General features: G+C 73.8%; 21 protein-coding genes. 5 read left to right on the top strand and 16 right to left on the bottom strand.

Annotation, left to right across the window (positions count from 1 at the left end; translation table 11 throughout):
* Positions 1–67: 67 nt before the first annotated feature.
* The 5 genes from ABZV00_RS11915 to ABZV00_RS11935 all read right to left on the bottom strand — a co-directional run bounded on the left by ABZV00_RS11915 (position 68) and on the right by ABZV00_RS11935 (position 6,991).
* On the bottom strand, positions 68–724 hold the full coding sequence (locus ABZV00_RS11915; RefSeq protein WP_355604717.1) for a DUF3105 domain-containing protein: 657 nt from the start codon (positions 722–724) through the stop codon (positions 68–70).
* Positions 717–1,340 (bottom strand): flavoprotein, encoded by a 624-nt coding sequence (locus ABZV00_RS11920; RefSeq protein ID WP_355604719.1) that lies wholly within the window; start codon positions 1,338–1,340, stop codon positions 717–719. Before ABZV00_RS11920 ends, ABZV00_RS11915 begins: the two co-directional genes overlap by 8 nt.
* A complete protein-coding gene (locus ABZV00_RS11925; RefSeq protein ID WP_355604784.1) occupies positions 1,322–3,490 on the bottom strand; it encodes a peptidase domain-containing ABC transporter in 2,169 nt (722 codons plus the stop codon). The genes ABZV00_RS11920 and ABZV00_RS11925 overlap by 19 nt, the downstream gene beginning before the upstream one ends.
* A gap of 44 nt (positions 3,491–3,534) precedes the next feature.
* A complete protein-coding gene (locus ABZV00_RS11930; RefSeq protein ID WP_355604722.1) occupies positions 3,535–6,717 on the bottom strand; it encodes a type 2 lanthipeptide synthetase LanM family protein in 3,183 nt (1,060 codons plus the stop codon).
* A 91-nt stretch (positions 6,718–6,808) separates the two neighbouring features.
* Positions 6,809–6,991 (bottom strand): mersacidin/lichenicidin family type 2 lantibiotic, encoded by a 183-nt coding sequence (locus ABZV00_RS11935; protein WP_328416831.1) that lies wholly within the window; start codon positions 6,989–6,991, stop codon positions 6,809–6,811.
* A 321-nt stretch (positions 6,992–7,312) separates the two neighbouring features.
* Here ABZV00_RS11935 and ABZV00_RS11940 point away from each other — a divergent pair, with 321 nt between their 5' ends.
* Positions 7,313–9,949, top strand: a complete 2,637-nt coding sequence (locus ABZV00_RS11940) for an AAA family ATPase (protein ID WP_355604725.1) — start codon at positions 7,313–7,315, stop codon at positions 9,947–9,949.
* A gap of 74 nt (positions 9,950–10,023) precedes the next feature.
* On the opposite strand, the gene ABZV00_RS11945 is transcribed toward ABZV00_RS11940, so the two are convergent.
* Positions 10,024–10,422, bottom strand: a complete 399-nt coding sequence (locus ABZV00_RS11945; protein ID WP_355604728.1) for a DUF6223 family protein — start codon at positions 10,420–10,422, stop codon at positions 10,024–10,026.
* 274 nt (positions 10,423–10,696) lie between these two features.
* Here ABZV00_RS11945 and ABZV00_RS11950 point away from each other — a divergent pair, with 274 nt between their 5' ends.
* On the top strand, positions 10,697–11,827 hold the full coding sequence (locus ABZV00_RS11950; RefSeq protein WP_355604731.1) for a histidine kinase: 1,131 nt from the start codon (positions 10,697–10,699) through the stop codon (positions 11,825–11,827).
* Positions 11,824–12,486: a response regulator transcription factor gene (locus ABZV00_RS11955; RefSeq protein ID WP_355604734.1), complete on the top strand. Its 663-nt coding sequence runs from the start codon at positions 11,824–11,826 to the stop codon at positions 12,484–12,486. The genes ABZV00_RS11950 and ABZV00_RS11955 overlap by 4 nt, the downstream gene beginning before the upstream one ends.
* 25 nt (positions 12,487–12,511) lie before the next feature.
* Here the strand turns inward: ABZV00_RS11955 and ABZV00_RS11960 are convergent, their stop codons facing one another.
* The 3 genes from ABZV00_RS11960 to ABZV00_RS11970 all read right to left on the bottom strand — a co-directional run bounded on the left by ABZV00_RS11960 (position 12,512) and on the right by ABZV00_RS11970 (position 16,759).
* On the bottom strand, positions 12,512–12,883 hold the full coding sequence (locus ABZV00_RS11960; protein ID WP_328416840.1) for a metalloregulator ArsR/SmtB family transcription factor: 372 nt from the start codon (positions 12,881–12,883) through the stop codon (positions 12,512–12,514).
* A gap of 16 nt (positions 12,884–12,899) precedes the next feature.
* Positions 12,900–13,793: an MHYT domain-containing protein gene (locus ABZV00_RS11965; protein ID WP_355604737.1), complete on the bottom strand. Its 894-nt coding sequence runs from the start codon at positions 13,791–13,793 to the stop codon at positions 12,900–12,902.
* Between the two features lie 164 nt (positions 13,794–13,957).
* On the bottom strand, positions 13,958–16,759 hold the full coding sequence (locus tag ABZV00_RS11970; protein WP_355604740.1) for a DEAD/DEAH box helicase: 2,802 nt from the start codon (positions 16,757–16,759) through the stop codon (positions 13,958–13,960).
* Between the two features lie 110 nt (positions 16,760–16,869).
* Between ABZV00_RS11970 and ABZV00_RS11975 the strand changes: the two genes are divergently transcribed.
* On the top strand, positions 16,870–17,616 hold the full coding sequence (locus tag ABZV00_RS11975) for an HAD-IA family hydrolase (RefSeq protein WP_355604786.1): 747 nt from the start codon (positions 16,870–16,872) through the stop codon (positions 17,614–17,616).
* A 50-nt stretch (positions 17,617–17,666) separates the two neighbouring features.
* On the opposite strand, the gene ABZV00_RS11980 is transcribed toward ABZV00_RS11975, so the two are convergent.
* Positions 17,667–18,521, bottom strand: a complete 855-nt coding sequence (locus ABZV00_RS11980; RefSeq protein ID WP_328416846.1) for a LysR family transcriptional regulator — start codon at positions 18,519–18,521, stop codon at positions 17,667–17,669.
* Between the two features lie 70 nt (positions 18,522–18,591).
* On the opposite strand from ABZV00_RS11980, the gene ABZV00_RS11985 reads away from it, so the two are divergent.
* A complete protein-coding gene (locus ABZV00_RS11985) occupies positions 18,592–19,506 on the top strand; it encodes an EamA family transporter (protein WP_328416848.1) in 915 nt (304 codons plus the stop codon).
* On the opposite strand, the gene ABZV00_RS11990 is transcribed toward ABZV00_RS11985, so the two are convergent.
* The 6 genes from ABZV00_RS11990 to ABZV00_RS12015 all read right to left on the bottom strand — a co-directional run bounded on the left by ABZV00_RS11990 (position 19,469) and on the right by ABZV00_RS12015 (position 24,367).
* Entirely contained in the window at positions 19,469–20,407 is a 939-nt protein-coding gene (locus ABZV00_RS11990; protein ID WP_355604743.1) for a diacylglycerol kinase, read from the bottom strand. The genes ABZV00_RS11985 and ABZV00_RS11990 overlap by 38 nt on opposite strands.
* A gap of 167 nt (positions 20,408–20,574) precedes the next feature.
* Positions 20,575–21,528, bottom strand: coding sequence for a twin-arginine translocase subunit TatC (gene tatC / locus ABZV00_RS11995; RefSeq protein WP_328416852.1), 954 nt, complete (start codon positions 21,526–21,528; stop codon positions 20,575–20,577).
* An 18-nt stretch (positions 21,529–21,546) separates the two neighbouring features.
* Positions 21,547–21,840: a Sec-independent protein translocase subunit TatA gene (gene tatA, locus ABZV00_RS12000; protein WP_252414657.1), complete on the bottom strand. Its 294-nt coding sequence runs from the start codon at positions 21,838–21,840 to the stop codon at positions 21,547–21,549.
* 181 nt (positions 21,841–22,021) lie between these two features.
* Entirely contained in the window at positions 22,022–22,267 is a 246-nt protein-coding gene (locus ABZV00_RS12005; RefSeq protein ID WP_328416858.1) for a hypothetical protein, read from the bottom strand.
* Between the two features lie 10 nt (positions 22,268–22,277).
* The gene (locus ABZV00_RS12010) at positions 22,278–23,372 is read right to left on the bottom strand and encodes a YafY family protein (protein WP_355604748.1); all 1,095 of its coding nucleotides are present in this window, start codon (positions 23,370–23,372) and stop codon (positions 22,278–22,280) included.
* Entirely contained in the window at positions 23,369–24,367 is a 999-nt protein-coding gene (locus ABZV00_RS12015; protein ID WP_328416862.1) for a WYL domain-containing protein, read from the bottom strand. Before ABZV00_RS12015 ends, ABZV00_RS12010 begins: the two co-directional genes overlap by 4 nt.
* Positions 24,368–24,437: the final 70 nt, after the last annotated feature.

The raw sequence follows: 24,437 nt of genomic DNA on the forward strand, positions 1-24,437 counted from the left end.
CCACCACCCGCCCGGCGGGCACGCCACACCACACGTCCGGCCTCCTGCCCGGTTGACGATCTGGGCGTCACATCCCGGTCGGCTCGGGCGCGTCGCCCGCCGGATGCGCCAGGACGAACCGCTCCACGGCGGCGCCACTGACCGAGGCGCAGAACTGCCGGTACCCGGCATGCGCGCCCCAGTGCGACAGGGCGATCGGGCGGCCGGCCGGAAACGCCCCGTACCCGGGGTCCCACGGCGCCACCACGAACCTGCCCCCGTACCGGTCGCCACCGAGCTTTCGGGCCAGCGCCCGCAGTGCCTCGATCTGGTCGAGAGCGAGCGGTTCGACGTACCAGAGGATGGTGTACCCGTGTTCGAGGTTGTGGACCAACGTCTCGACAGGCGGACGGTCCCGGGTGGTGTAGAACCGGCGCACGGTCGGGGCCGGCACCACGAAGTGTGGCCCGGACGACGGCGGGACCAGGTCGTACTGGATCCGGGTGACGTGCGGCTCGGCGGTGCCGGGGCCGACGTGGACGCCAGCGCCGCGGATCGGGTCGGTCAACTCCGGGTCGCAGCCGGCCCGGTCGGCGGCGACCCCGATCGCGGCGGCGGGCCGGCGGGCGACCGGGTCGGCGTACGCGCGAAGGAACGGGCTGATCGCCACCACGAGCAGGACGACGCCGAATGCGACGGCCACCGCGGCGATCCGCGGCCCGTACCCGGCGCGCGCCTCAGCCACGACCTTCTCCCCCGCCGCGCAGGTGGACGGCGGCCCACTCCAGTACCACCTCGACGGCCGGCATCCCCCGGCCGGCGAGGGTGCCGGTGCTCAGGGCGAGCACGGGTACGGGCGGCACCACGCCGTACCCATCGGCGCGCAACTGCGCCACGTTGCGCTGCACCGCCGGGCGCTGCCACATCGCCGAGTTCATCGACGGCACCAGCACGACGGGAGCGGCGGCGGCCAGCACGCAGGTGCCGACCAGGTTGTCGGCGATCCCCAGAGCCGCCTTGGCCAGGGTGTTGGCGGTGGCCGGCATGACGAGCACCAGATCCGCCCACGCCGACAGGGCCAGGTGCGGAACCTCCGTCATCGCCTCCTCGTCGGTGAGGGCCGGGTGTCCGGTCAGCAGAGCGAACGAACGGGCCGGGACGAAGCGGGCCGCGGCGGCGGTGAGCACGACCCGGACGTCGAGCCCCAACGCGTGTCGCATCACCATGATCGACTGGGGCAGGGTCAGGACGTCCGCGGAGCCACAGGCGGCGACGAGGACCCGCCGTGCCGGGAACGCCTTCGGGTCGACGTCGGCGGGGCGGTCCGGCGCTTCGCCGGCGGTCACGGTACGGGTATCCACGGGTCGCCTCCTGAACGGGCGGGTTCGTCGTCGGTCAACTGACACCGGACCAGGTCGGCGTAGACGCCCCCGGCACGCAGCAGGTCGTCGTGCCGCCCGCGCTCCACGATTCGGCCTGCGGCGACGACGAGGATCTGGTCGGCGTTACGGACGGTGCTCAGGCGGTGGGCCACCACGATCCGGGTGCAGCGCATCGCCGAGATGGCCTGGTCGACGCGCCGCTCGGTGGCCACGTCGAGGTGGCTGGTCGCCTCGTCGAGCAGGAGCACGGCGGGCTGCCCCGCCACGGCCCGCGCGATGGACAGCCGCTGCCGCTGCCCGCCGGAGAGGGCCTGGCCCCGCTCGGCGACCTGGGTGTCGTACCCCATCGGCATCGCCACGATGTCCTGGTCGATCGCGGCGACCTCGGCGGCCGCCCGGATCGCCGGCATGCCGACGCCCGGGTGCACGAGGCTGATGTTGCGCCGGATGGAATCCCGGAACAGGTAGCTCTCCTGCAGCACCACACCGAACTGACGGCGCAGCGCGGTCGGGTCGATCCGCGACAGCGGCACCCCGTCGAAGAGGATCTCCCCGCCGGTGGGCCGGTAGAGGCCGGTCAGCAGCATGGCCAGTGTGCTCTTGCCGCTGCCCGACGGACCCACCACGGCGACCTTCTCCCCCGGCGCGACGTCGAAGGAGACGTCCCGCAACACCGGCGCGGCGCCGCCGTCGTAGCGGAAGCTCAGGTCGCGGACACTGATCCGGCCGGTGAGCCGAGGCGCGGGCAGGTCGGGGTCCCCGGCCGGTTCGGGCTGGGCGGCGAAGACATCGCGCAGGCGTTGCAGGTGCGACACGACCGACTGGAGGACCTGGGCGCTGGCCACCAGGGAGGCGAGCGGGATGAGCGCGGACAGCGCCAGCGCCTGCAGGCCCAGGGTCTGGCCGAGGCCAGCGCCGTCGAAGAGTCGACCGGTGCCGAGCCACAGCAGCGCCAGTGGCCCGGCGAGCTGGACGCTCGCGGTGATGTTGGCGACCGTTGCGGAGAGCCGGTTCTGGGCGACGTCGGCGTCCAGTGCCGTGGTGTAGCGGCGCAGCCAGCCGTCGAACACCTGCCGCTCGGCACCCATCGACTTGACGGTCGCGATGCCCGACAGCGCCTCCATCAGCGCGCTCTCCGCGTCAGCCTGCACGGTCAGGTGGCGCTGGTTCAACCGCAGCAGCCGGCCGTTGACCACCGCGACGGCCACCACCTGGGTGACGCCGATCGCGGCGGCGAGTCCGGCGAAGGCGAGGTCCTTGGCGAACAGCACACCGAAGTACGCGATCACCAGCACGCCGTCGATCACCGCGGTCAGCACCTGGGTGGTGACCAGTTCGCGCAGCAGGATGCTGCTGGACAGCCGCTGCATCAGGTCACCGCTGGCCCGCTGCTGGAAGAAGGCGTACGGCAGGCGCAGCAGATGCCGGAACAGTCGGGTCATCAGCGCGGCGTCCACCTTCGCCTGCAGCATGACCAGGAGCCGGGACCGCAGGTAGGCCACACCGAACTGGGTGAGCACCAGTGCCGCGATGCCCAGCGCCAGGTACGGCATGAGGGCGGTCTCCCGGGCCGGCATGATCTGGTCGAAGGCGACCGTGGTGGCCAGGGGCAGTGCCAGTCCCAGCGCCTGGAGCACGAGCGAGACGCTGAACGCGGCTCCCAGTCGGGGCAGGAAGGGTCGCAGCAGCGGGTGAGCGCGCCGCCACCTGGCCAGCGGACCAGGCCGGGTGGGGGGCGGCTCGGGTGCGGACTGCGGGTCGTGGGTGAAGGTCAGCACCGTTCCGCTGAAGCCGGCGGCGAACTCGGCCGGGGTGAGCAGCCGACGCCCGAGCGCCGGGTCGACGAGCCGGAACCCTCTCGGACCGACGTGTTCCACCACGACGAAGTGGGCGTCCTCCCAGTGCACGATGGCCGGCAGGGGCAGTGCCCCGACCTGACCGGCGTCGGCCCGGAAAGCCCGGCCGCGCAACCCGAACCGCGGGGCCGCGGCCAGCAGCGCCCGCGCGGTGACCCCGTCACGGCCGACGTCCAGCCCTTCCCGCACCCGGGCCAGCGAGGCGCGTACGCCGTGCCGGCGGGAGACCATGGCCAGGCAGGCGGCGCCGCAGTCAGCGTCCGTCATCTGCATCACCAGCGGCACCCGCCGCCGGCCCGGCCACCCCGGGACGACGGTCAGGCGGCGCACTGCCGCCCCCGATCGCCGAGCCTGCTGGTGGTGATGCGGTCGCGCACCGGCGCATCCGTCGGGGGCGCCAGCAGGAGCACCGACGGCACTCGGCCGGGTGCGGCCAGCCGCAGCAGGGCAAGTCCGATCCCCGACAGGCCGGTCATCAGCTCCGGTGAGGCGAGCGCCGTCGGGTTCGCGCAGCGCCAGCCGCCGGCGAGACCGTCGCGCAGCACCGCTGCGGCGGGTGCCGCCACCTGCTGCGGGGCGGCCGCCAGCAGCAGGTCGAGATTGCCGAGGTCGCCATGGCACAACGAGTGGTTGCGACCGAAGCCGATGGCCAGGGTGGTGGCGACCGCCGTGGAGATCTCCACGTCCAGGACCTCGTCGGTGCCGAGGGCGTCGCGGACGAGCAGCCGCGACAGGCCGATCCCCGGGGCGCCGTGGCACCAGGTCACCGTGCTCTGCCCGGGGCGGCGCAGGTCGGCCCAGTTCGCCAGCGCCGGGCGGAACAGGCTGCGGTCGTAGGCCAGGGCGCGGGCAGCGGCGTCGGCGTACCCGGGCTCGCCGGTCGCCTGCCGGGCCTGGGCCAACGCGGCGGCGATCCCGGCCGAACCGTGGGACAGCCCGCCCAGGGGGACGCCGGTCGCCGTTCCGGCGGGGTGCGAGTAGCGGTCGGCGGCGACGCACAGTCGTCGGGCAGCGGCGCGCACGGCCGGCCCGACCCGCTCGGGATCCAGGCCGGCACGGGACACGGCGAGGACGGCACCGGCGTACCCGTCGACCAGATCGGGGGCCTGGTCGGTGGCGGCCAGCGTGACGATCCGCGCGAGCGCCACGTCGACGACCGGCGTGAACCGGCGGGTCTGCCACAGCGCCCCGAGGTGGCCGAAGGTGTAGAGCAGCCCCGCCCAGCCGGTGAACGCGCCGATCCGGTCGCCGGGGATCCGGCGGTCGAGGACGCGGGCGGCGAGCCCGGCCGCCGCGCGATCGGCGAGGTCGGTGAAGCGCTGCTCACCGCTCAGCCGTCCGGCGTGGGCCAGGAAGAGTGCCACCCCGGCGACGCCGTCGTAGAGGTGCGGACCGAACGGCGCTGGCGCCCACCGACCCGGGTCCGCGGTGCTGGGCGTGAGACCGAACCAGGTCGGCTCGGCACCCGGGCCGGCGAGCCCGGCCACGAGGGCCGCCACCTCGGTCGCGGCGGCCAGGTACGCCGCCGGCGGAGGCGTCGGTGCCGGTGGTACGTCCGCGAGCCGCCAGCGCACCCGTGCATGAGGTGCGTCGGTGGCGTCCACCCGGGAGGCGAAGGCGGCCTCGATCAGCCAGCGTTGCCGGGCCAGGTCGGCCGCGTCGAGCCGGGCGAGCCGACGACGCGCCTCGGCGAGGCCCGACCGGGCCAGCAGTCCGGGCAGTCGCCGTCCCCGACCGGTCCACAGGTCCCGGGAGTCCACCCTGGTGGTGAACATCGGCACGTCACGCCGCGCCAACTCGGCCCGTTCCTCGACGACGGTGGCCGCCAGCAGCGGCAGTTCGGCCACCCCCGACCAGAGCCAGTCGTGCAGCCGTTCGGTGTCGAGGCCGTCCTGCAGGGCGTCGGTGTGCAGGGCGGCGTCCCGCAGCCGCAGGTAGGTGCGGGTGGGGCGGAGCACGACGCGGATCTCGTCGGCCGCGAACGCGGTGACCGGCCCGTCCGGGGCCAGCAGTTCGTCGCGTACGTCGGCAAGGAGGAGGTACATCGCGTCGAAGCCGTCCAGCACCTGCGGCAGATGCGGGGCGACGTCGGTCACCGGCGGAGCGGCGGCGGGGTCGTGGGAGGCGGCCTCCTCATGGTGGTGGCCGGGTGCGCACAGCCGCATCTCGTCGGTCCCCTCGGCCTGCCAGGCCGAGCAGTTGCAGCCGTCGCCGGCCGGTCCCGCCGCCTCGTCGGCGCGTGGCAACAGGCCGACGGCGAGCACCGAGTCGGCGATCGCGTCTCCACCACGGGCACTCGCGGCCCGGACGACCGACGGGGTGAACACGGTCTCCAGGTCCACCAGGACGGGATGTTCGCCGTGGGCGATCACGTTTTCCTGGTGGCAGTCGGTGGCGCCAACGGCCTGCAGCAGGGCCAGCAACGCGCCGAACCGGCGGGCGAAGTCGCGGTGGCCGGCCGGTGTGCTGGGGGTCCGCAGGTCGACGTACTCGGCCCAGCCGTGCTCGCCGCGCGGCAGGACGGTGAAGGTGTGCAGGTCGGCGCCGCGCTCGTTGAGCCAGGCCAGCAGGTCCTGGAACCGTGCCTCGACGTCGACGGGGCGGGGCTTGTAGACCAGCCGCAGGCCGGTGTCGAAGGTGGCCACCAGCACCCTGCGACCGTCGCGGTGCGGGTCGCCGGTCTCCTGGACCTCGACCAGGCGACCGACCGGGGCACCGGCGTGGAAGATCGCGCCGAGCGTTGGCGCGTCACTGCTGAGCCACTCCAGGAACTCGATCGTGCGCTCCGCCCAGTTGCGGGTCAGCTCGTACGCCTGACGTGCCAGGACCGGGTAGTCGGCCAGCAGGGTCAGGGCGGCCTCGGGCGAGCGATACCGGCGGAAAAAGGCCGCGAAGCGCTCCTGCGGCGTCTCGCCGGGCGACGTGCCGCGCAGCCGGTCAATGTTGAGTTCCAGAACGACGGCCCGGCTGAGGACCACCACCAGCTCGTCGAGCAGGCCGGTCAGGCCCAGCCGGTCGGAGTCGGCGGGCAGCAGGTCGGGGGCGTCGTCGGCGAGCTGGCGGGTCCGTCGCGCCACCCGGGCGCGGGCCTGCGCGACCAGTGGCGCCACCAGGGCGAGGCAGGCATCCAGCGGGCGGCCGGGCAGCAGCTCGGGTTCAATCTCCCCGCCCATCGGGTGGCCGTAGCAGGCCAGCAGGCGGCGGATCCACTCCGGGGGCCGGCCGAGGCGGGCGGCGAGCCGTTCCGGCGTCTCGTCCAGGAGCGCGAGGAGCACCTGCTCGTCGGCACCCTCCGCCGCCAGCCGGCGTCGCCAGTCCTCATCGTCGGTGAACGCGCCGCCGGTGCGCCACCGGGACAGCCGCCACCGCGCCCGCTCGCCGGGCGGCGTCTCCGTCGACACGGGCGCGGCCAGCCGTTCCGTGATGGTCAGCGCGGCCAGGAGGCGCTCCTCGGCGCGGGCGGTCGGGTCGTCGTCGGCGCGGTGCGATGGTACGGACATTCGGTGCTCCCGTGGCGGTGGATTCGGGCGGGACGACGGGGTCCGGGCCAGGCCCGGACCCCGTGCGGACCCGAGGGTCGGTCGTTCGAAATCAGCAGACGCAGTGGCAGCAGGCCGTGGTGTGGCCGGTGGTCGCGGCGGCACCGCCGGCCACCGTCTCCAGCTGGTCACGGTCCAGCTCGACCACGCCGGCCGGGTGGCTCTCCACGGCCTCGGCCGAGGCGGCGCGGCGATACTCGTCCTTCCAGCTGCTGACGATGTCGGTGATGGACATTCAGGGCTCCTTTCACGACGACCGCCGGCCTGCCCGGCGGTCGCTGGCAGAAACAGCCTCCGTGCCAGGGGGGTGCCGGCACATGAGTAGCCGGTACCTCACCCCCGACCGGCGCTGTCACGGTCGTGACAACCAAATCGGCGGATCGGGGCGTCAGGTGTGCAGGCGTGTCTGGAAGGCGACGGCACCACCCGTCGGGGTGTGTGAGGGTGAGGCCCGCGCCACCCAGACCGCTGTGCGCACGACCGGCTGTGAGAGCGGGTCGAGACGGAGATGGCGACCGGGCCCGGGGCGGGAACCCGGCCGGGTTGAAGGGGTTCCGTGTCTGCACCAGGAGGCTTCGTCGACGGAGACACCGGATGGCCCTTCGTTGGCAGGATGCGCGAGCGGGACCGGGCGGTCGAGGCCCTCACCGCGCCGGCGGGTCAGGGGGTCCTGCTCACCGGCGATGCCGGGGTGGGAAAGAGCCGGCTGCTGGAGGAGGTGCTGGATCACGCGTTACGACGGCAACATGTCGTACTGCGGGTCACCGCCACGCCAGGCTGGCGCGGCGTACCGTTCGGCGTGCTCGCCAGCCGCCTGCCGCAGCCGTCGGACGCGAGCGTGGCCGACGTCTTCCGGGACGCGGAGCGCCGCCTGCGCGAGGTCGCGGCGGGCCGGGGCGTGGTGGTCGGCGTGGACGACCTCAACTGGCTGGACGACGCGTCCGCCGCACTGCTCGAACGTCTCGTGGCGGGGGGCACCGTGCGCGTGGTGGCGAGCGTGCGCGGCGCCGCCCTGGACGCCGCGCCGGTGGCGGCGCTACGACGGTCCCGAGCCGTCGACCGGGTCCACGTGCCACCGCTGAACCCGGACGAGACCGCCCTGCTGGTCCGCGAAGGGCTCGGTGGCCCGGTCGACGGTCTGACCCTCGGCGCGCTGTGGCGGATCAGTCAGGGCAACCCGCTCTTCCTGCGCGAGGCGGTGCGGTGTGGGCTGCGCGACGGCGGCCTGGTCCAGCGCGACGGGATGTGGACGTGGCCGGCCGAGTCACTGTGTCCCACTCATCTGGCCGACCTCATCGAGCAGACCCTCGGCACGCTCACCCCGGAGGAGGCCGAGGCGCTGCAGTACGTCGCTCATGCCGAACCGGCGCCACTGGCCCTGATCGAGCGGACGGTGGACCCGCTCGTCGCGGAACGGCTCGAGGAACGGGGCCTGATCCGCCTGGTCCGCCACGATGCGGCGGTGCTGGTGCAGACCGGCCACCCGCTGTACGCCGAGGTGGTCCGCAACCGCACCGGGGCGCTGCGGGCCCGCCGGCTGCGCCGGACCCTGGCCGAGGCACTCGCCGCGGTGGACGGCGGCACTGACGACCGGGCACGGATCGCGGCCTGGCGCTGCGAGGCGGATCTGCCGGTCAACGCGGACGACCTGCTGGTGGCGTCGGAGTACGCGCTACGCCGGCACGACGCGGTGCTGGCCGAACGGCTGGGCCGCCGAATCGACTCCGCGCGCGGCGACTGGCAGGTGGGTCGAGCACTGGTGGCCCAGGGGCGCAGCGACGAAGCGGACGGGTACCTGGCCCGCGCGGCGGCCGACCTCACCGACCCGCGGGACCGCTCGGAGGCGACAGCGCTGCGGGCCTTGAACATGTACTGGGGAGGTCGACGGCCCGACCGTGCCCGTGCGGTGATCGACGCGGGCCGACGCGAGCTGCCCACCGAGGCACTTTCCGGGTTGCTCGCCGCGGAGGTGGGGGTCGCGGCGTTCGGCGGCGACGCGGGCGGTGCCCGGGCGTCCATGGCGCGGTTGGCCGCCGATCGGCCCCGGGACCCCCTGCTGGCGACGGCCGTCGCGGCGCTGCTCCCGTACCTCCTGCTGTTCAGCGGGCAGCCGGGACGGGCGGTGCGGATGTTCGACACCGGCGACGTCGACATCCCGGAGACCTGGCCGACGATGCGGGCCGCGACGCAGGCCTGCCACGTGCAGTCCCTGCTGTTGTCCGGACGGCTGCACGAGGCCGAACGGCTGGCTCAGTGCTACTACCAGGACGCGGTGGCCCGGGGCGTCGCGGACGCGGTCGGGCTGCTCGCCTTCTCCCGGGGCAAGTGTGCCTATCACGCCGGGCAGATGCGCCGGTCGATGCGCTGGCTGCACGAGGCGCGCACCCTCGCCGCCAACACCCTGTTCCCGATCCGGGACTACGTGCTGTCGGCCAACGCCTACGTGGCGGCGCAGTTGGGTGAGCTGGCCGAGAGCAGACGACTGCTGCGGCAGCTCATCGACGACCGTGCCGACGGCGACGGGCACTCCGGCGGCCTGGTGGCCATCGACGCCGAGCTGACCACGGCCTGGCTGACCGCCGCCGAGGGACGGCCGGCCACGGCGACCGCCATGCTGCGCGAGCTGCACGGGCGGGCTGAGCAGGCGACGACGGTCACGGTCGAGTGCCTGCACCTGCTCTCCCGCCTGGAGCCCAGCGTCGCGACCGCTGAGCAACTGGCCAAGGCCACGGCCGACTGTGACAGTCCGCTGTTCGGACTGTGGTCCGACTACGCCCACGCGCTCGCCGGCGACGACCCGGCGGCGCTGGAACGGGTCGGCACCGCGCTGGAGGCCAGTGGATACCTGACGCTCGGCTTGGAGGCGGTGGTCGCCGCCGAGGCGGCGTGCGGGCGCCGAGGCGACCAACGCCGGGCGAACCTGCTGGCCCGGCGGGCGGATCTGCTACGGGAACGGTGCGACGGTTACTGGCCGCCCCTGAGCCCTCGGCCAACGGACCGGGACGGGCTGACTCCGCGGGAACGGCAGATCTGCGAACTGGCCTCGACCGGGCACGACAACGCGGCAATCGCGGCGGAGTTGGTGTTGTCGGTGCGGACCGTGGAGAACCATCTCCAGCGGGCGTACGTCAAGCTCGGCGTGCGGGGCCGGAACGGACTGACCGAGGCGATCGACGCACGGCAGGCCGGTTGAGGGCGGCTGCGACCGCACGGCACCCGTCCAGCATCCGGTGACCCGGCACCATGCCGGGTCAGCCGGTGCGCCGGTCAGCCGGTGCGCCGGGAGCGGGCCAGCGCCAGCCCACCGAGGACCATGGCGATCAGCCCCACCACCAGGGCCACGTAGGCGCCGCCTCGCCCGTTGCCGGTGCCGATGCCGCTGTCGGAGGTGGCCACCACCAGCCCGCCGAGGGCCAGGCCGATCAGCCCTCCGGCCAGGGCCATGGTGGCCCCGAGGAGCCCGTTGCTGGTGCCGATACGACCGGTGGGGCGGGCCAGCGCCAGCCCACCGATGATCGCGCCGGCCAGCCCCAGCACGGCGGCCACGCTTGCCCCGAGTCGCCCGGCGCTCATGGCGTAGACATCGGCGGCGGTCGGCTGGGCCGAGACGTTCGCTACCGCCGGTGCGGCGAACCCGAAACCTCCGATCAGGACGGCTCCGGCCACGGTAAGTACACGTCGGACTGACGTCAGGGCTCCCGGTGGGTTCATGTTCTCTCCCCTTTCGTGCGGCTGGCTGCCGAGGTTTCGGATGCCGCCTGATCATGTCGCCGGGCGCACCGCCAGTCGTCCAGCAGATGCAGGCAATTTGCGCTGCCGCCGATGACGCACCCGACTACTGCCGACGCCGCAGGCGCCGGGAAGGTACTGCGTTCGCGGTAGACAGCCGCTCGTCCGTGAGCAGGAGTCGCCAGCAGCGACATCGGACTAAGGTGCGGCCATGAGCACAGGACGGTTCGGCGATCGGGCCGCTGTCACCGATTGGGCGATCGCCGTTTGCGTGGCGGCGGTGCTGGTGGTCGCCGGGCTGTCCGAGAACCACTCCACCACGGACCTTGACCTACTCGGCTACGTACTGTTGGTGGCCGGTGGGCTGGCTCTGGTCGCGCGCCGCCGGGCTCCGGTTCCCGTCCTGGCCGTCACCGGGCTGTGCGCGGTGGGTTACCAGGCGGTCGGTTTTGACGTGCCCGCCGTCGCGTTCCTGTTCGCGGTGTACGCCGCCGTACGGGCGGGCCACCGCGTCAGCACGGTCCTGGCGGCGGTGCTGATGCTGGCCGCTCTCCCGCTCGCGGCCCTCGCCCTGCCGCAGGACATGTCCGTGGCCGAGGCGCTCGCTCGCGCCCGGGGTGCCCTGGAGGTGGCCTGGCTGGTCGCCGCCGGTGCCGCGGGTGAAGCGCTACGGCAGGCCGAGCGGCGGGCGGACGAAGCCGAGCGCACCCGGGAGGAGACCGCGCGCCGCCGCGCCGACGAGGAGCGGCTGCACATCGCGCGGGAGTTGCACGACTCGCTCACCCACCAGATCTCGATCATCAAGGTGCAGGCCGAGGTGGCCGTCCACCTGGCCCGCAAACGGGGTGAAGAGGTGCCGGAGGCGCTGCTGGCGATCCGGGAGGCCGGTCGCGAGGCGACCCGGGAGCTGCGAGCGACCCTGGAGGCGCTGCGCGACGACGACACGACCCCGCCGCATGGGCTCGACCATCTCCCGGAACTGGTGGAACGGGCCCGGCTGACCGGCCTGGACGCGACGTTGACGATCGGAGGGCAACGCCACGAGGTGCCGGCCGCGGTGGACCGGACCGCGTACCGGATCGTTCAGGAGTCCCTCACCAACATCGCCCGTCACGCGGCCGCCGCGACGGCGTCGGTCCGGATCGACTACCGTCCGGACGCCCTCGCGATCCGAGTCGACGACGACGGCGAGGCCACGCCGGACACCGCCCCGATGCCTGGCGTCGGGCTGCTCGGGATGCGCGAACGAGTCACCGCCCTCGGCGGTCGCCTGCGGGCGGAGCCGCGGAACGGGGGCGGCTTCACCGTCCACGCCGAACTCCCCGTGGGCCGCACGTCATGATCCGCGTACTGCTGGTCGACGACCAGCCGCTGCTGCGCAGTGGCTTCCGCGCGCTCCTCGACGTCGAAGACGACATCGAGGTGGTGGCTGAGGCCGCCGACGGCAGGGAGGGCCTGGCTCTCGCCAGGGAACACCTGCCCGACATCGCGCTCATCGACATCCAGATGCCGGTCATGGACGGCATCGAGGCGACCCGGCGGATCGCCGCGGACCCGACCCTAGCCCGGGTGCATGTCGTCATCCTGACCAACTACGGCCTCGACGAACACGTCTTCCACGCGCTGCGCGCCGGCGCCGCCGGGTTCCTCGTCAAGGACATCGAGCCGGCGGACTTTCTGCACGCCATCCGGGTCGCCGCGCGCGGCGACGCGCTGCTCGCACCGTCGATCACCCGCAAGCTGATCAACCGGTACGTCACCGAGCCGCTCCACACCGGCGTCGGCACGACGCTGAAGGGGCTGACCACCCGCGAACGCGAGACCGTCGCCCTCCTCGCGCAGGGCCTGTCCAACGACCAGATCGCCGAACGCATGGTGATCAGCCCGATGACCGCCAAGACCCACATCAACCGGGCGATGACCAAGCTCCACGCCCGTGACCGCGCCCAACTCGTGGTCCTCGCCTACGAATCCGGCCTGGTGGTCCCGCGCAACCGCTGACGCCCGCCGACCTCGATGGTGGGGCTCAGCGGGTCTTCTTCGTTGCCCGCTTGCGAGGCGGCGTCAGCAGGTCGGCGATTGCCGCGATCGCGGAGGGCACGAGGCGGTAGTACGCCCAGACGCCGCGCTTCTCGCGCTCGAGCAGGCCGGCCTCGGTGAGGATCCGAAGGTGATGACTCACGGTCGGTTGGGAGAGGCCAAGCGGCGCGGTGAGGTCAGTCACGGACGCCTCGCCCTGCGGAGCGGCCTGGATCAGACTGAGCAGTCGCAGCCGGGCCGGGTCGGCGAATGCCTTCAGCACTCCCGCGAGCCGCTCGGCATCGGCGCGTTTGATCGGCTCGCCGGCCAGCGGCGAGATTGCAGGCATACCAGTTTTCGCAGCTCCCACGTCTTCCATCGTTTCACAGTCGGCGTCAGCGGGGCGGCATCTCCCGCCGGGACGGGAACGGCGTGCCGGGCTGACCGAGGGTGGATCGGGCGCGCAGCCCGACCGGGTCCGGGGCGGCGGTGGGCGGCGCGACAGCCGACTCCGGGGCCCGCCGGGCGTCCAGGTACGCGGCGGCGGCCCGGTCGTCGTCGGTCGGCGCGGCGAGCAGGGCGTAGAGCAGACCGACCACTCCGAAGATCACCGCCAACACGATCGGCACCAGCAGGGTGCCCATCCCGGTGCCGGCCACATCGGTCACGCCACCCTCAGCCTCGTGCTGGTGCACCGAGAGGGCGCTCATGCCGGTGAAGTGCATGCCGTTCACGGCGACGCCCATGACCAGCGCGGAAGCGAAGATCGCCAGCGGCCGGCGGACGCTCATGGCGAGCCACAGCGCGACGGTGGCCGCCACGACCGCGATCACCACCGAGAGCGCGACCCGGCTGGTGTCGTAGCCGAGGCTGCCGTTCAGGCGCATCGCCGCCATCCCGGTGTAGTGCATGGCGGCCACGCCGACACCGGTGAAGATGCCGCCGGCGACCAGCCGTACCGGGTTCAGCCGGCCGGTGCCCACGATGGCCAGACCGATGCCGACCGCCACCACGGCGATGACCGTACTGGCCGCGGTGAGCGGTACGTCGTACCGGATCCGGGTGCCGTCGACGGCGAAGCCGAGCATGGCCATGAAGTGCATCGCCCAGATGGCGGTGCCGCCGATGGCCCAGGCGGCCAGCAGCCCCCACCAGGCACGCTGGCCGGCGGTTCCGGCCGTACGGATACGCCCGGCGCAGATGAGCCCGAGGACCGAACCGAGGACGGACAGCGCGTAGCTCAGCGCGGGTGTGATCCACCCGTACTCAAAGTGATTGATCTCCGCCACGGCGGCCTTCTCCCCCTTCGTTACCGGCGCGTACGGAAGCGCCCGGGCAATGATCGGGGGTGCCCGGAGCAGGCGCAACAGCGCCCCGGGCCCAATTCGGGGGGTGCTGTTGCGGTGACCGTCTGATGCATCGATTGCTCAGCGGCAATGACCGAAAGTGATGATCAGGCGGAGGTGTGGTAGGCCAGCACACCCCGGTTGATGGCCGAAATCGCCTGCCGGGCGGTGGAGCGCAGCTCCGGCGACGCGCCGCCGGAGTCGGCAAGTTGACCGAGGAGATCGACCACCTGCCGCGCCCACCGGACGAAGTCACCGGCCGGCATCTCCCCGTCGATCTCGTGTCCGCTGCCGAGCACCTTGGCCAGCGCCTCGCCTCGGGCCCACCGGAAGACCGGCCAGGCGAAGCCGAGATCGGGCTCCCGGGTCGCGGTCAGGCCGCGCGCCGCCTCGTCGGCCTCGATCTCGCCCCACAGCTTCAGCGTCTCGTCCACCGCGTCGGCCACCGGCCCGCGGGGCAGCGACGCCCGCTCGTCGACGTCGCGGCGCGCCTCGAAGACCACCACGGACACCGCGGCGGCCAGCTCGGCCGGGGAGAGCCCGTCCCACACGCCCCGGCGCAGGCACTCGGCGACCAGCAGATCCGCCTCGGTCCAGATCCGGCCGAGCATCCGACCGGCGTCGGTGACCGCGCCGTCGCGGGCGAGGTAGCCGCGCTCGGTCAGCAGGGCGACGATCCGGTCGAAGGTCCGGGCCAACGAGCCCGTACGCCCGGAGACCCGCTCGCGCAACTCCTCGGTGTCGCGCTCCAGGCGCCGGCGCCGCTCCGCCCAGCGGGCGTGCTCCTCCCGCTCCGGGCAGGCGTGACAGGGGTGGTTGCGCAGCTCGGTGCGGAGCTGAGTGAGCCGGTGGTCCTCGCCGGTCACCTGCCGGGAGCGGCCACCGCGTCGGCCGCCGTGCCGGTCCAGGCCGGTGCCGCTGACCTCGGCGGCGAGATCGCGCCGGGCGCCCGGCGAGCGGTGGTTGAAGTGCTTCGGCACCCGGATCCGGGCCAGCACCTCGGCCGGGGTGGTGAAGTCGCCGGGGCTGACCCGCCCGGCCCAACGGTCCTGGGTGAGCACCAGGGGCCGGGGCTCGCCGAACCCGCCGGTCGCCGGATCCAGCACAACGGCCAGCCCGGCCCGCCGGCCCGACGGCACCCGGATCACGTCACCGATCCGCAGCCGCTCCAGAGACGCCACCGCGGCGGCCTTGCGCTGGGACTGCCCCTGCCGGGCGATGGCCTTCTCCCGGTCGGCGATCGCCACCCGCAGCGCGAAGTACTCGTCGAATTCGCCGTGGTGGCAGGCGGCCTCCGCGCCGTACGCCTCGATGGTCTCGGTGTTGCGTTGCACCTGCCGCGCCAGGCCGACCACCGACCGGTCCGCCTGGAACTGGGCGAACGAGGACTCCAGCAGGGCTCGGGCCGGCTCCGCCCCGACCGTGCCGACCAGGTTCACCGCCATGTTGTACGAGGGCCGGAAGCTGGAGCGCAGCGGGTAGGTGCGGGTGGAGGCGAGCCCGGCCACGTGCCGCGGGTCGGTCTCCGGGGACCACACCACCACGGCGTGCCCCTCGACGTCGATGCCGCGCCGGCCGGCCCGCCCGGTGAGCTGGGTGTACTCCCCCGGGGTCAGGTCGACGTGTGCCTCGCCGTTGTACTTGACCAGCCGCTCCAGGACCACGCAGCGGGCCGGCATGTTGATGCCCAGCGCGAGGGTCTCGGTGGCGAAGACCGCCTTGACCAGGCCCCGGACGAACAGCTCCTCGACGATCTCCTTGAACACCGGCAGCATGCCGGCGTGGTGGGCGGCCAGGCCGCGCTCCAACCCGTCGAGCCACTCCCAGTAGCCCAGCACCGACAGGTCCTCGCCGGGGATGGCGGTGACCCGGGACTCGACCACCCGGCGGATCTCGGCCCGCTCCTCGGGCGAGGTGAGCCGCAGCCCGGCGGCGAGGCACTGCTGCACCGCGGCGGCGCAGCCGGCCCGGCTGAAGATGAACAGGATCGCCGGCAGCAGACCCTCACGGTCGAGTCGGTCGACGATGTCCGGGCGCATCGGGCCACGCCAGCGCGGGCCGCGCCGGCCGGCGCCGGGTCCGGCGCTGCGCCCCTCCCCCAGCTCCAGGCGGCGGACGGTGTCGCGGGTGTAGCGCAGCAGCTCCGGGTGCACGTCGTGCTTGCGGGCGGCGTCGGCGTCGTGGAACAGGTCGAACATCCGCTTGCCGACCAGCATGTGCTGCCACAGCGGCACCGGCCGGTGCTCGCTGACCACCACGGCGGTCTCGCCCCGCACGGTGACCAGCCAGTCGGCGAACTCCTCGGCGTTGGAGACGGTCGCCGACAGCGAAACCAGGGTGACCGAGGCGGGCAGGTGGATGATCACCTCTTCCCACACCCCGCCGCGGAACCGGTCGGCGAGGTAGTGCACCTCGTCCATCACCACGTAGGCCAGCCCCTGCAGGGTGCTGGAGCCCGCGTAGAGCATGTTGCGCAGCACCTCGGTGGTCATCACCACCACCGGCGCGTCGCCGTTGATCGCGTTGTCGCCGGTGAGCAGACCGACCTGCGCGGCGCCGTACCGGGCGACCAGGTCGTGGTACTTCTGGTTGGACAGCGCCTTGATCGGCGTGGTGTAGAAGCACTTGCGCCGGACCGGTGGGGTCGCCGGATCGTCGGACGCCGCCGGGTCGCCGGGCCGCCCGCGCAGCGCCAGGTGTACGGCGAACTCCCCGACCACGGTCTTGCCGGCTCCGGTGGGGGCGCACACCAGCACCCCGCTGCCCCGCTCCAGGGACTGACACGCCTCCCGCTGGAAGTCGTCGAGGTCGAACCCCAGGTCAAGGGCGAACTCGTCCAGCGCCGGAAACTCTGAGGCCTGTGCGGCCCGGCGGCGCGCCGCGACGTACCGCTCGGCGGGGCTCGACATGGTTCCAAGATTAGTGCGTGCCGGGACAGGACACCCGACAAGGCCGTCTGGAGGCGCCGCCGGGGGCGGTCGGTAGGGTGCACGGCGTGCCGGACCATGCCGAACCGCCCCTGACTCGTCCGCCGGGCAGCGCCGAAGATGCCGCCGCCCCCCGGGCGTCCCGACGGCCCGTCAAGGCGGTGCTCTTCGACTTCCACGGCACCCTGGCGCAGGTGGAGGAGCCCCGGCAATGGGTGCTGTCGGCCGCGGCGGCGTGCGGGGTCACCCTGGATCGGGTCCGGGCCACCTCGCTGGCCGACCGGCTGTTGACCGCCGGGCGGGCGGGCGGCCCACTGCCGGCCCGGGTGCCGCCACGGCTGGCCGAGCTGTGGTCCGACCGGGATCTCTACGAGCACGCCCACCGGGGCGCGTACACGGGGCTGGCCGAGACCGTTGACGCGGGCATCGAGGGGTTCGCCGACGCCCTGTACGAGCGACTGCTGATCGCCGAGGGCTGGGTGCCGTACCCGGACACCGCCCCCACCCTGAGCGCGCTGCGCGACGCCGGCGTGCGGGTGGGGGTGGTCAGCAACATCGGCTTCGACCTGCGGCCGCTTTTCGACGCCTGGGGCTTGACCGGGCTGGTGGACGCGTTCGTGCTCTCGTACGAGGTGGGGCGGTGCAAGCCCGATCCGGCGATCTTCCTGCGCGCCTGCGGGATGCTCGGCGTCGACCCGGAGCAGACGCTGATGGTCGGTGACTCGCCGGCGGACGCGGGCGCGGTGGCCGCCGGCTGCGCGGTGCTGGTGCTGCCGGCCGCCGACCCCGGCCGGGAGAACGGGCTGGGCGCCGTGCTGGACCTGGCCCTGCCGGCCTGAGCGCGCCTGATCGACCCGGGCTCACCGGGTCATCACACCAGGCGGTGCGGTCAGCCGGCGACGACCTCGTGGGCGAGTGCGACCAGGTCGGCGACGCCCGGGTGTCGGGGCGGGTGCCGCCAGGCCAGCAGCACGGTGATGTCGGGAGCGTCGGTGAGTGGCCGGTACGCCACCGCCGGGGTGGGATACATCGCGGCGGTCGCGGAGGTGGTGACCCCGACCGCCCGACCGGCGCTGATCGCGGCGAGCCAGTCGTCGGTGTTCACCACCGGCACCACGGTCGCCGGCGCGGCGCCCGCCGGCCAGAGGTCGAGCGTGGTGGTGCCGGTGGCGGTGTTCACCGCGAGCGGCTGGTCGACCAGGTCGGCCAGGGTGAGTACGGCCCGCTCGGCCAACGGGCTGTCCGCCGGCACGGTGGCCAGCCGGGGCTCGGTGAGCAGCCGCACGGTGCGTACGTCGGGCAGATCGACCGGCTGGCGCAGCACCGCGACGTCCACGGCGCCCCGGGCCAGCCCTGCGCTGCGGTCGTCGATGCGGAGCAACTCCAGCGGCGTGTCGGGGTGGGCGCGCCGCCACCGGCGCAGCAGGGTGACGGTGTGCCCGCCCAGCGCCGACCAGGCGTGCCCGAGCCGCAGCGGGCGCCCGGCGGCGTACCCCGGGTCCAGCACGTCGTCGACGGCCGCGACCGCGGCGGCGGCCCGGTCACGCAGCGACCGGCCGGCCGGGGTCAGGTGCAGATGGTGGGTGGACCGGTCGACCAACCGGATCCCCAGATGGTCCTCCAACTGGCGGAGCGTGCGCGACAGCGCGGGCTGGGTGACCCGGAGTCGCCCGGCGGCGCGGGTGATGCTGCCCTCCTCGGCGATGGCCAGGAAGGCACGCAGGTGCCGCAGCTCCACGGTCATAACTGGGGAGCATAACCGCAGTGGAACCGGCATTTCCCTCCCCCGCGCCGCGTCCCCTAGCGTCGCAACCGTGACCGACACCCTGCTGCCCGACCGGCCGACACCCGCTCCCGCGCCGACCGGCCGAGCCGGTGGCGTCGGCGCGGTGGGCATGGTGCTCGGTGGGGCGCTGTCGGTGCAGTTCGGCTCCGCCGTGGCCGCCCTGCTCTTCCCGCGTAGCGGGGTGGCCGGCGCGGTGACCCTGCGACTGACGATCTCGGCCGTGCTGCTGCTCATCGTCTGCCGGCCCCGACTGCGCGGCCACGACCGGGCGGCCTGGGCCGCGGCGGGCGCGTTCGGGCTGGCACTGGCCGGCATGAACTCGCTGTTCTACCAGGCCATCGAGCGGATCCCGCTGGGCCCGGCGGTGACCCTGGAGGTGCTCGGCCCACTGGCGCTGTCGGTGTTCACCGCCCGCCGGCTGGCCAGCTGGTGCTGGGCGGGGCTGGCGCTGGCCGGGGTGGCGCTGCTCGGGCAGGGTGGCTTCGACCGGCTGAACCCGGCCGGGGTGGCCTTCGCGTTCGGCGCGGGCGCCATGTGGGCCGCGTACATCGTGCTCAGCGCCCGGGTCGGCAGCCGGTTCCCGGGCGCGGACGGGCTGGCCCTGGCGCTGACCCTCGCCGCGCTCGTCACCCTGCCCCTCGGGATCATCGACGGCGGCGCCGCGCTGCTCGACCCGGCCGTGCTGGCGCTCGGCACGGCCCTCGCGGTGCTCGCCTCCGGGCTGCCGTACACGCTGGAGCTGCTGGCGCTGCGCCGGATGCCCACGGCCACGTTCGCGGTGCTGATGAGCCTCGGCCCGGCCATCGCCACGCTGGCCGGTTGGCTGGTGCTGCGGCAGGCGTTGACCCTGCTGGAGTGCGCCGCCATCGTGCTGGTCATCGCGGCCAGCATCGGCGCGGTACGGGTCAGCGCAGCAGCCGCAGGGCGCCCGGCACGGCAGTGATCGTCACCGGCAGGTCCAGCGAGCGCTCGCCGTCGGCGTAGGTGGTGATGCCCTCGGCGGTCAGCTCCACCGTCCGTGCCCGGTACGTGCGGACCAGGGGGTGGCTGACGTGGGTGCCCTGGTAGATGCGCGGCTTGACCCGGATCAGGGTGCGCCGGTTGATCCGGCCACCCACCACCACGTCGAGCAGCCCGTCGGTCGGGTCGGCGTCGGGGCAGATTCGCATCCCCCCGCCGTAGGTCGGGCAGTTGCCCACCGCCACCAGCACCGCGTCCAACTCGTGCTGCTCCCCGTCCAGGCGGAGCGTGTACCGGCGGGGCCGCAACCGTGCCAGCTCGACGAGGATCGCCAGGTCGTACCGGCGAGGGCCACGCGGCCAGCGCATCCGATTGGCCCGCTCGTTGACGATCGCGTCGAATCCGGCCGCGAGGACCGCCCCGTACCAGCGCTGGACGCCGTCAGCGCCGGTCATCGAGGCGAGGTCGACGAGGTGGCTCCGGCCGGCGCGCAGCGCCTCGGCGATCACCGTCACCGCCGCCAGCGGATCGGCCGGGAAGCCGGTGTCGAGGGCGAAGTCGTTACCGGTGCCGGCCGGCACCGCGCCGAACGGCACATGGGTGCCGGCGACAGCCTGCAGCGCCCGGTGCACGGTCCCGTCCCCGCCGACCGCGACCAGCGCACCGGCGCCGTCGGCTACCGCGGCGTGGCAGGCCGCCTCTGCCTCGCCGGGACTGGACGCCGACAGCAGCCGGACCGGTCGACCGGCGGCGGACAGCCCGTCGAGCAGCCGGGGCAGCAGGGCGCGGTGCCGTTCCCTTCCGGCCGTCGGGTTGATGAGCACGGCGACGGGACCCCCGGTGTGCGGGCCGGGCGGGTGATCGTCTGCGGTCACGGGCAGCACCGTAACCGGTCGGATGCCCGCCGGTCACCGGGGGCGGCGACGTCACCATCGGTGCCGGAGTCCGCGCGCACGGTGCAGCGGGGGTGGCGGTCTCGTCGCCGGCACATGCGGCGACGCCGCCCCCGGCAAGCGGGGACGGCGTCGGCGGACCGGGCGGCGCGGGGCCGTCAGGTCATGTCGTCGTAGCGACGTTCGATCGGGGCCGGTGGGGCGATCGGATCGGCTGCGCCGACCGGCGTGGCCATGTCGATCCGCTGCCCGGCCTCGACCGGCTCGGCGTCGTGCTCCAGCGGCGACACCTCGTCGTCGTCGAGGCCGGCGTAGACCTCCTTGCCGCGCCCTCGCCGGCGATCGTTGAGGAACGCGACCCCGACCGCGGCGAAGTAGAGCGCGGAGAGGCAGAGCGCCAGGGCGGTCATCCCGAACGGGTCCGGGGTGGGGGTCACCACGGCGGAGAAGGCGAAGAACACGAAGATCGCCACCCGCCACCAACCGAGCAGCTTCTTCCCGCTGGCCAGGCCCACGAAGTTGAGCATCAGCACGATCAGCGGGAACTCGAACGCCACCCCGAACAACAAGATCAGGTTGGTGACGAACGATATGTACCGGGTGACTTCCAGGTTGGTCGAGATGTCATCGCCGGACACATTCAGCAGGAACTCGAGGCCCTTGGTGGTGACGAAGAAGGCCAGCACCGCACCGGCGGCGAAGAGCGGCGCCGCCAGGGCCGTGAAGATGTAGGCGTAGCGCCGCTCGTTGCGGTGCAGCCCGGGCGCGATGAACGCCCAGAGCTGGTAGAGCCAGATGGGCGCCGCGATGATCAGGCCCACCCACAGGCCGATCTTCAGGTTCAACAGGAAGACGTCCGCAACGCCGAGCTGGACGAACTTGCACTTCCCGCTGATCGGGTCCATCGACGCCGGCAGGTCGCAGTACGGCTTCGACAGCAGCACCCGGACCGGCGTCGCCAGCCAGATGCCGATGCCGAAGCCGATCAGGATCGCCAGCGAGGCACGGAACAGGCGGTTGCGCAGCTCGCGGACGTGCTCGATGAGCGTCATCGAGCCGTCGGCGGCCCGCTCGAAACTGCTCGGGCCGCGCTTACGCAGTGCGAAGGCCACGGTGCTCGGGCCTCTCGATCAGTTGTCGCGGACGCGGTGCACCGGGTCGACGACCGGCTGCTGCTGCGGCGGGGCCTGGTACGGCGCCTGCTGCGGCTGCCCGGCGTGCGGCGGCAGCGGCTGGTAGCCGGCCTGCGCGTCGGCCTTCTCGGCGAGGTCGCGGTCGTCGTCCTGCAGGCTCTTGGTCTCGGCCTTGATGATCCGCAGCGAACGACCCAGCGAGCGCGCAGCGTCGGGGAGCCGCTTCGCACCGAAGAGCAGGATCAGCACAACCACGAGAACCGCGATGTGCCACGGCTTGAGGGCACCCATGAGAAGCTCCAGTCGCTCTGTGTGTCCGGGGGGTGGTACGCAGCCCATCGTACGTGCGGATCGGCGGGACGCCACCCGCCGGGGGGTGATGGTCCGGCCCGGCCGGTGAAGTCTTGACCAACGGGGATGATCCGTCAACCACCCGCCGGGCAGCCGCTCGAGGCGCCGTGGACGGGGTCGATCAGCCGCGCTTGGCCTTGATCACGGCGAGCCGCCGCTGGGCGGTGTCGAGTTGGCGCTGGACACCCTCGGCGCGCTGCTGCAGCGCCTCGGCGGTCTCCCGCAGCCCTTCGGCCTCGGCGGCCCGTCGCTGCAACGCCGCCGCGGCGCGGCGCAGCCGGGGCAGCCGGGTCAGCACCGGCCGCACGGCCAGCGCGAGCGCCACGAGCGGGAGCAGCACCACCGCGAGCACGATCCATTTCAGCACGGCGGTCAGCCTACTGGGTGCGGCCGGCCACCGCCGGGTCGCCCGAGGGCGCGCCCGCCCGGTCGGACGGGCCAGGTGTCGCGGATTCGGGCGTCGCCTGGTCGGCCTCGGGCCGCCGGGGTGCGGCGGTGGGCGCCGGCACGGCGTACGCGTCCAACGCGGCGGCCGCCGTCGCCCGGACCTGCTCAGCCAGCTCGACCGGGGCGACCACGGTGACGTCCGGGCCGAGGCCGAGCACGAACCGGCGGGCCCACCCCAGGTCGGTCACCCGCAGCGAGACCAGCCACTGGTCGCCGTCGCCGGCCTCCACCCGCTCGCACGGGTAGTACTCGGTGATCCACCGCTCGCTGCGGGCGATCCGCAGGGTGATCAGCGGCAGGTCGGGCGAGGGACGGAAGACGCCCTCGGTGAGGTCGTGCGGGACGGCCTGCGGTGGTGCGGCGGCCGGCTCGTCCAGCTCGGTGATCGCGTCGATCCGGTCGGCCCGGAACAGTCGGACCGCCTCGGCGCGCCGGCACCACGCTTCCACGTACGCCCGGCCGCCGACCATCAGCATCCGCAGCGGGTCGATGACACGGTCGGTGGTCTCGTCCCGGGCCGCCGTGTAGTAGGTGATCCGCAGGGCCCGGCCGCCCTCCACGGCGGCGCGCAGCGCCTCCACCTGCCGGGTGTCCCCCGGCAGCCGGACCGCCACCGGCGCGCCCACCAAGTCCCCGGCGTCCTCGATCTTCGCGAGGGCCCGCTCGACGGCCTCCCGGTTGGCCACCCCGGGTGTCTCGGCGAGCATCCGCAGCGCCACCACGAGGGCCAACGCCTCGTCGGGGGTGAGCCGCAGCGGCCGGTCGATGCCGGCGTCGTAGGTGATGGTCACCCGGTCGCCGTCGAAGGCCATGTCGATCAGGTCACCGGGGCCGTAACCCGGCAGCCCGCACACCCAGAGCAGCTCCAGGTCCTCGCGCAGCTGCCGCTCGGTGACGCCCAGATCGCCGGCGGCCTCGGCGACCTCGATCCCCGGTCGCGCCAGCAGGTAGGGCACCAGGTTCAGAAGCCGGGCCAGGCGGTCTGCGGAGGCCCGGGAGCCGCCGCGGGCGGCCGGCCGGGTCACCGGGCACCCCCGGTGACAGCCAGGTCGTCGTGCCGGGCGGCGATCTCCTTGAGACGCTGGATGACCGCCTCGCGGACCTCCGGCGGGTCGAGCACCCGCACGTCCGGGCCGTACCCGACGAGGTGGCCGGCGATCCCGTCCGGGTCGGCGTACGGCAGGACCAGCCGGTCACCGTCCGTCCCAGCGGTCACCTCCACCGCCCAGCGGCGCAACCCGGCGGCCCGGCCGGGTGCGGCCAGCACCGTGGCCCGGCCGGTGCGCTCAACCGGGCCGGACCAGCGGGCCACGTGGCTGATCAGGTCGACGCCGGCCGGCGGCTGATATCCGCCGGCCGCGCCGGTCACCCGGACCGAGCCGACCACCCGGGACAGCCGGAAGCAGCGGGTCGCCGCACGGTCGAGGTCGTGGCCGACCACATACCACCGGCCGCGCCAGCAGACCACGCCCCACGGCTGCAGCCGGCGGCGACTGGGCGCGTCCCGGTCGGGCACCCGGTAGTCGAAGCCGACCTCGCGGCGATCCCGGGCGGCGGCGGTCAGCGGCGCGAACGCCGGGTCGACGGTGACCATCGGCTCCAGGCCCAGGGTGGCCTGCGGGTCCACGTCCACCCCGGCGGCGCGCAGCTTGGCCAGCCCGGATGACGCGGCGGCGGCGAGCCCGGCGTGCTGCCACAGCCGCGCGGCGATGCCGACCGCGGCGGCCTCGTCCGGTTCGAGGGGGATGTCGGGCAGCGCGTACTCGCGGTGGGCGATCCGGTAGCCGGGCTCGGCGTCGAAGACGCTGGCCGTCCCGGTCTCCAGCGGCACGCCCAGCTCACGCAGCTCGGCCTTGTCCCGTTCGAACTTGCGCTGGAACGCCTCGTGGTCGCGCGCGTCGTCGGGATCGTGCTCGTAGCCGGGCACGGTCGCGGCGATCTGCGCGGCGGTCAGGAACCGTCGCGTGGACAGCAGGCAGATCACCAGGTTGACCAGGCGTTCGGTGCGGGTCCGCGACACGGGTAGACGCTAGCAGCCGACGCGCCCGGGACGTGCATCCGCGCGGGCGTGCCGCACATCTGTTCGGATC

The organism is Micromonospora sp. NPDC005173 (genome assembly GCF_040608515.1).
Classification (GTDB): Bacteria; Actinomycetota; Actinomycetes; order Mycobacteriales; family Micromonosporaceae; genus Micromonospora.

Excerpts from the sequence above, each read along its gene's own strand:
- ABZV00_RS11925 (WP_355604784.1), bottom strand. The coding sequence starts at position 3,490 with ATGCAGATGACGGACGCTGACTGCGGCGCCGCCTGCCTGGCCATGGTC.
- ABZV00_RS11930 (WP_355604722.1), bottom strand. The coding sequence starts at position 6,717 with ATGTCCGTACCATCGCACCGCGCCGACGACGACCCGACCGCCCGCGCC.
- ABZV00_RS11935 (WP_328416831.1), bottom strand. The coding sequence starts at position 6,991 with ATGTCCATCACCGACATCGTCAGCAGCTGGAAGGACGAGTATCGCCGC.
- ABZV00_RS11950 (WP_355604731.1), top strand. The coding sequence starts at position 10,697 with ATGAGCACAGGACGGTTCGGCGATCGGGCCGCTGTCACCGATTGGGCG.
- ABZV00_RS11955 (WP_355604734.1), top strand. The coding sequence starts at position 11,824 with ATGATCCGCGTACTGCTGGTCGACGACCAGCCGCTGCTGCGCAGTGGC.
- ABZV00_RS11960 (WP_328416840.1), bottom strand. The coding sequence starts at position 12,883 with ATGGAAGACGTGGGAGCTGCGAAAACTGGTATGCCTGCAATCTCGCCG.
- ABZV00_RS11970 (WP_355604740.1), bottom strand. The coding sequence starts at position 16,759 with ATGTCGAGCCCCGCCGAGCGGTACGTCGCGGCGCGCCGCCGGGCCGCA.
- ABZV00_RS11980 (WP_328416846.1), bottom strand. The coding sequence starts at position 18,521 with ATGACCGTGGAGCTGCGGCACCTGCGTGCCTTCCTGGCCATCGCCGAG.
- tatA (WP_252414657.1), bottom strand. The coding sequence starts at position 21,840 with ATGGGTGCCCTCAAGCCGTGGCACATCGCGGTTCTCGTGGTTGTGCTG.